This window comes from Streptomyces sp. 150FB (assembly GCF_000818195.1).
In the GTDB taxonomy this organism is placed as follows: Bacteria; Actinomycetota; Actinomycetes; order Streptomycetales; family Streptomycetaceae; genus Streptomyces.
The window spans coordinates 326,198-330,395 of the sequence record NZ_JTHL01000001.1; the positions used below are offsets into that span (position 1 = coordinate 326,198).

General features: G+C 73.1%; 3 protein-coding genes. 1 reads left to right on the plus strand and 2 read right to left on the minus strand.

All coding sequences use genetic code 11. The features are described 5' to 3' along the window. Positions 1-228: 228 nt before the first annotated feature. The gene (locus tag QR77_RS01190) at positions 229-1,470 is read right to left on the minus strand and encodes an alpha/beta hydrolase (RefSeq protein ID WP_040019254.1); all 1,242 of its coding nucleotides are present in this window, start codon (positions 1,468-1,470) and stop codon (positions 229-231) included. A 188-nt stretch (positions 1,471-1,658) separates the two neighbouring features. On the opposite strand from QR77_RS01190, the gene paaK reads away from it, so the two are divergent. Then, on the plus strand, positions 1,659-2,945 hold the full coding sequence (gene paaK, locus QR77_RS01195) for a phenylacetate--CoA ligase PaaK (protein ID WP_040019255.1): 1,287 nt from the start codon (positions 1,659-1,661) through the stop codon (positions 2,943-2,945). 60 nt (positions 2,946-3,005) lie between these two features. On the opposite strand, the gene QR77_RS01200 is transcribed toward paaK, so the two are convergent. Beyond that, positions 3,006-4,112 carry an ionic transporter y4hA gene (locus QR77_RS01200; RefSeq protein ID WP_040019256.1) on the minus strand — a complete coding sequence of 369 codons (1,107 nt, stop codon included), beginning with the start codon at positions 4,110-4,112 and terminating at the stop codon, positions 3,006-3,008. Between the last annotated feature and the right edge of the window lie 86 nt (positions 4,113-4,198).

Consider the following 4,198-nt stretch of genomic DNA (forward strand, 5'->3'; position numbering starts at 1 on the left):
GGCGACGCTCCGGAGGCCGTCGCCGGTCGTGGAGACGGGCGCGGGGGCGGACGGGGGCGCGGGCGGCGGCGCGGACGCGGCGGTGAGCAGGAGGGCCGTCACGGCGGTCAGCGCGATCCGGCGGACAGGGGGAAACATATACACGGTGTTTTTCTCGGCGGACCGGCCCCGGACCTTGAGCGCGCCCGCCCGTGCGTCTGTCCGCGCACGCGCCCGTACACGCGCCCCTCAGATCCCGAACTCCCGGAGCGCGGCGAGGAATTCGGCGGGCCGCTCCGCGTGGACGAGATGCCCGGCGTCGATGGTGATCAGGCGGCTGTCCGGGATACGTCCGGCCATCCACGCGAACCTCTCCTGCGGTATGTGGCTCTTCGGTCCGCCCGCGACGACCAGCGTCGGCGCCTCTATCCGGTCGAGTCCCTCCCGCCAGAGCGGGTCGGGCGCGTTGAGCTGGGCGTCGAGAGCCGGCACCACCGGCCAGTCGAAGCCGAGTTCACCCTCGGGGCGTACCGCCGGCGGCCGCTGCGGGTCCAGCGGGAACAGCGCCGGGCTCTCCTCCAGTACGAGCAGCCCGAACAGCTCCGGCGCCTCCTGCGCCAGCAGATAGGCGGCGAACCCGCCCATGGAGTGGGCGATCACGTCGACGCTGTCCAGGCCGAGCGCCGTCAGGAAGCCGCGCAGGTCGTCACGGAAGCGCGCCACCCCGTACCCGCCGGGCCAGTCGCTCAGCCCATGACCGCTCAGGTCGAGGGCGATGACGCGGCGGGTCGCGGCGAGTTCCACGGCGACCCCGGCCCAGTCGAGGCTGCTCGAACCGCGCCCGTGGACCAGCACCACGGGCGGGGCGTCGGCGGCGCCCCAGGTGCGGTAGGCGAGCCGCACCCCGTTCGCCTGGACGGTGTGCACGGCGGGGTCGAGGAACGCGAGGACCGTACGGACGAACGCGCCCGGCTCGTCCCCCCACGGCGCGTCGCCGGCGCCCTCCAGCAGGACGGCGCGGCCGTGCGGGAACAGCGCGGCGACCTCCCGTGCGCGGCCGGGCCCGGGAGCCGTGGCGAGGGCACCTGCCACGACGAGGACGGGTACGGGGACGTCGGGCACCTCCACCGCGCGGGCTTCATCGGCCGGGGCGTCCACCGGGGCGAGGAGGGTCAGGGAGCGCAGCCGTTCCGGGTGCTCGGCCGCGTACAGCGTGGCCGTGCGCACCGACTCGGCGTGGGCGAGGAGGTCGACCCGGTCGAGGCCGAGGTGGACACGGAGCGCCTCGATGTCCCCGGTGTCCGAGGGGCCTTCAGGTGCCGGGCCGGTGGGCTCGATCAGGATCAGCCGCCGCCGCGCCGCCAGACCGCCGAGGTCACCGAGGCCGGCCGGGGCGTCCACCGGCCCGCCCTGGAGACAGAGCAGAGGTTCCCCCTCCCCCGCGAGGTGGTAGGCCAGTTCCGTTCCGTCGTACGAAGTGAAGGTGGGCATGGCGCGATCCTCACAGCCGGTCGCCCGTGACGGCAATGCCTTCCGCGGCCCGCGCATCACGCGACGGCGGTACAACGCCATGCGTCACGTCCCTTGACGCTCCCGCGCGCTGCTGGATTACTGATCCCTGAGTGGTCGGCCGAACGTCCGGTCGGCCGAAATGTCCGACCGAACCGGGAGAGCGCGCCGTGACCCCACTGCTGGACGAGGCGGAACAGCTCAGCCGCGAGGAGCTGGCCGTACTGCAACTGGAGCGGATGCGGGCCACGCTGCGTCACGCGTACGACCATGTCGGCTTCTACCGGAAGGCCTTCGACGCGGCGGGGCTCCGCCCCGAGGACTGCCGTTCGCTGGCCGACCTCGCGCGTTTCCCCTTCACGGCCAAGGCGGATCTGCGGGACAACTATCCGTTCGGGATGTTCGCGGTGGACCGGTCGGAGGTACGGCGTATCCACGCCTCCAGCGGGACCACGGGCCTGCCGACCGTCGTCGGGTACACCCAGCGGGATCTGGACACCTGGGCCGATGTGGTGGCCCGCTCGATCAGGGCGGCGGGCGGGCGGCCCGGGGACACGGTCCATGTGGCGTACGGCTACGGGCTGTTCACCGGCGGCCTCGGCGCGCACTACGGCGCCGAGCGGCTCGGCTGCACCGTCGTCCCCGCGTCCGGCGGGATGACGGCGCGCCAGGTCAGGCTGATCCAGGACTTCCGCCCCGAGATCATCATGGTGACGCCCTCGTACATGCTGACGCTGCTCGACGAGTTCGAGCGGCAGGGCGTCGATCCCCGGACGACCTCGCTCCGGGTCGGGATCTTCGGCGCCGAGCCGTGGACCGAGGAGATGCGCCGGGAGATCGAGGAGCGGTTCGCGATCGACGCCGTCGACATCTACGGGCTCTCGGAGGTGATGGGGCCCGGGGTCGCCTCGGAGTGTGTCGAGGCGAAGGGCGGGCCGCACATCTGGGAGGACCACTTCTACCCGGAGATCGTCGACCCGGGAACCGGGGAGGTACTGCCGGACGGTGAGCGGGGCGAGCTGGTCCTCACCTCGCTGACCAAGGAGGCGATGCCGGTGATCCGTTACCGCACTCGGGATCTCACCCGGCTGCTGCCCGGCACGGCCCGGGTGTTCCGGCGGATGGAGAAGATCACCGGGCGCTGCGACGACCTGCTGATCGTGCGCGGGGTGAATCTCTTCCCCACCCAGATCGAGGAGATCGTGCTGCGTACGCCGGGGGTGGCGCCGCACTTCCAGCTACGGCTGACGCGTGAGGGCCGGCTGGACTCGCTGACCGTACGGGCCGAGGCGGGCCCGGGTGCGTCCCCGGCCGTACGGGCGGAGGCCGCGCGCGCGATCACCTCGGCGGTGAAGGACGGGATCGGGGTCTCGGTGTCGGTCGAGGTGGTCGACCCGGGGACGCTGGATCGGTCGGAGGGGAAGAGTTCGAGGGTCGTGGACCTCCGTGCGGTGTGAGCGCCTCGTCGTCGGCCCCGGCACGCCGTCAGCCCCCTCGCCATCGGCCCCGGCACGCGGTCAGGGGCTGATGGCGAGGAACACGAATGCGGCGAAGACCGCGAGGTGCACGCCGCCCTGGAGCAGGGTGGCCCGCCCGGGTGTGACGGTCAGCGCGCCCACCACGACCGTCAGCGCGAGCAGCACCATGTGTACGGCGTTCAGCCCGAGCACCAGCGGCCCGTCGAGCCAGACGGTGGCGAGCGCGATCGCGGGGATCGTCAGGCCGATGCTCGCCATGGCCGAGCCGAGCGCCAGGTTCAGGCTGGTCTGCACCCGGTCCCTGCGGGCCGCCCTGACGGCGGCGAGGGTCTCGGGCAGCAGGACGAGCAGGGCGATGACCACACCGACCACGGCCTGCGGCAGCCCCGCTGACTCGACGCCCGACTCGATGGTGGGCGAGACCGCTTTCGCGTCCCCGACGACGGCAACCAGTGCCACCAGCAGCATCACCAGGCTCAGGGCGGTCGCCCGGCGGCCGGGAAGCGGGGCGTGCGTGTCGTCCTTCTTCAGCTCGCCCTCCTGGGTGAGCGGCAGGAAGTAGTCACGGTGGCGCACGGTCTGTACGCCGACGAACAGCGCGTACACGGCGAGCGAGGCGATCGCGGCGAAGGCCAGTTGCGCCGGGGAGAACTGGGACCCCGGCCTGCTGGTGGTGAAGGTCGGGAAGACCAGGGTGAGCGTGGCGAGGGTCGCTACGGTGGCGAGCGCGGCGCCCGTGCCCTCGGCGTTGAACACGGCGACCCGGGTGCGGAGCGCGCCGACCAGCAGGCACAGGCCGAGGATGCCGTTGCAGGTGATCATGACGGCGGCGAAGACGGTGTCGCGGGCCAGCGTGGCGGTTCCGCTCCCGCCGTCGATCATCAGGGTGACGATCAGCGCCACCTCGATGACGGTGACGGCGACGGCGAGCACCAGGGAGCCGAACGGCTCCCCCACCCGGTGGGCGATCACCTCGGCGTGGTGCACGGCGGCGAGCACGGCACCGGCCAGGCACAGCGCGACCACGGCGACGAGGGCGCCCGGCAGGTGCCGGCCCCAGCTCAGGGCGAGGGCGACCACCGCGATCAGCGGCACCACGACGGTCCACCGGGACGTCAGTGACCGCAGTGCGGCGCGCGCGTTCATGCGGCTCACGCTGCCAGAGGCAGGGACGGCACGCGCGACGTGCGGCGCCTGGCGCACGGGGGCGGCGCCCGGCGTACGGGGCGGCG